At 66.6% G+C, this 1,937-nt stretch carries 1 protein-coding gene; it reads right to left on the reverse strand.

From position 1 onward, the window contains the following. Positions 1 to 3: 3 nt before the first annotated feature. Positions 4 to 1,937 (reverse strand): acetate--CoA ligase (acs, locus tag CLG85_RS26990; RefSeq protein WP_260350376.1); only part of this gene is annotated, 1,934 nt, incomplete at its 5' end.

Consider the following 1,937-nt stretch of genomic DNA (forward strand, 5'->3'; position numbering starts at 1 on the left):
CGCTCACCCCTTGTTGGCGCGGTTTTCGATGAGGTCGTCGACGACCGAGGGGTCTGCGAGGGTCGATGTGTCGCCCAGGGCGCCGTAGTCGTTCTCGGCGATCTTGCGCAGGATGCGGCGCATGATCTTGCCCGAACGGGTCTTCGGCAGGCCGGGGGCCCATTGGATGAGGTCGGGCGAGGCGATCGGGCCGATTTCCGTCCGGACCCAGCTGCGCAGTTCCTTCTTCAGATCCTCCGAAGGCTCGACGTCGTTCATCAGGGTGACGTAGCAGTAGATGCCCTGGCCCTTCACCGCATGCGGGTAGCCGACCACCGCGGCCTCGGCGACCTTGGCGTGGGCGACGAGGGCGCTCTCGACCTCGGCGGTGCCCATGCGGTGGCCCGAGACGTTGATCACGTCATCGACCCGGCCGGTGATCCAGTAGTCGCCGTCCTCATCGGCGCGGCAGCCGTCGCCGGAGAAGTAATAGCCCTTGTACTGCTGGAAGTAGGTCTGCTCGAAGCGCTCATGGTCACCCCAGACGGTGCGCATCTGGCCCGGCCAGCTGTCCTTGATCGCCAGCACGCCCTCGGTCGGCCGCTCGGAGATCTCGACGCCCGAGGTCGGCTCGAGCACCACCGGCTGGATGCCGAAGAAGGGCTTCATCGCGGCGCCCGGCTTGGTGGCATGGGCGCCGGGCAGCGGCGTCATCAGGTGGCCGCCGGTCTCGGTCTGCCACCAGGTGTCGACGATCGGGCAGTTTCCCTTGCCGATCTTGTCGTTGTACCAGTTCCAGGCCTCGGGGTTGATCGGCTCGCCGACGGTGCCCAGGAGCTTCAGCGAGCTCAGGTCGCAGCCGTCGACGAAGGCGTCGCCCTGGCCCATCAGCGCGCGGATCGCGGTGGGGGCGGTGTAGAACTGGTTGACCTTGTGCTTCTCGCAGACCTGCCAGAAGCGGCTGGCGTCGGGCCAGGTCGGCACGCCCTCGAACATCAGCGTGGTCGCGCCGTTGGCCAGCGGGCCGTAGACGATGTAGCTGTGGCCGGTGACCCAGCCGACATCGGCGGTGCACCAGTAGATGTCGCCCTCGTGGTAGTCGAAGACCACCTCGTGGGTGAGGGCGGCGTAAAGCAAATATCCACCACTCGAATGTACAACCCCCTTGGGCTTGCCGGTCGAGCCCGAGGTATAGAGGATGAACAGCGGGTCTTCGGCATTCATCGGGCGCGGCGGGCAATCCGGCGCGGCCGTCTCCATCAGCGCTTTGACGTCCACATCGCGGCCGTCGATCCAGCTGGTCTGGTCGCCGGTGTGCTTGACGACGAGGCAGCGCACCTTGTCCGAGCAGTGCAGCAGGGCGGCGTCGGTGTTCGATTTCAGCGCGGTGCGGCGGCCGCCGCGCGGCGCGGTGTCGGCGGTGATGACGATCTTGGCGCCGCAGTCGTTGATGCGGTTGGCGAGCGCGTCCGGCGAGAAGCCGGCGAAGACGATGGAATGGATGGCGCCGATGCGGGCGCAGGCGAGCATGGCATAAGCCGCCTCGGGGATCATCGGCAGGTAGATGACCACCCGGTCGCCGCGCATGACGCCCTGCGAGAGCAGGACGTTGGCCATGCGGTTCACCTTGTCGTAGAGCTCGGCATAGGTGATGTGCTGGGCCGGGTCCTCGGGGTTGTCGGGCTCGAAGATGATCGCGGTCTGCTCGGCCCGGGCCGGCAGGTGGCGGTCGATGCAGTTGTAGGCGACGTTGAGCACGCCGTCCTCGAACCATTTGATCGACACATTGCCGAAGTCGAAATTCGTGTCCTTGATCTTCGTCGGCCGGGCCATCCAGTCGAGCCGCTGCGCCTGCTCGCCCCAGAAGCCATCCGGGTCGGAGATCGAGCGCGCGTACATCTCGTCGTAGCGCGCCACATCCACATGGGCCTTGGCCACGAAATCCTCGGACGGGGCGT

This window comes from Alloyangia mangrovi (assembly GCF_002300555.2).
Classification (GTDB): domain Bacteria; phylum Pseudomonadota; class Alphaproteobacteria; order Rhodobacterales; family Rhodobacteraceae; genus Salipiger; species Salipiger mangrovi.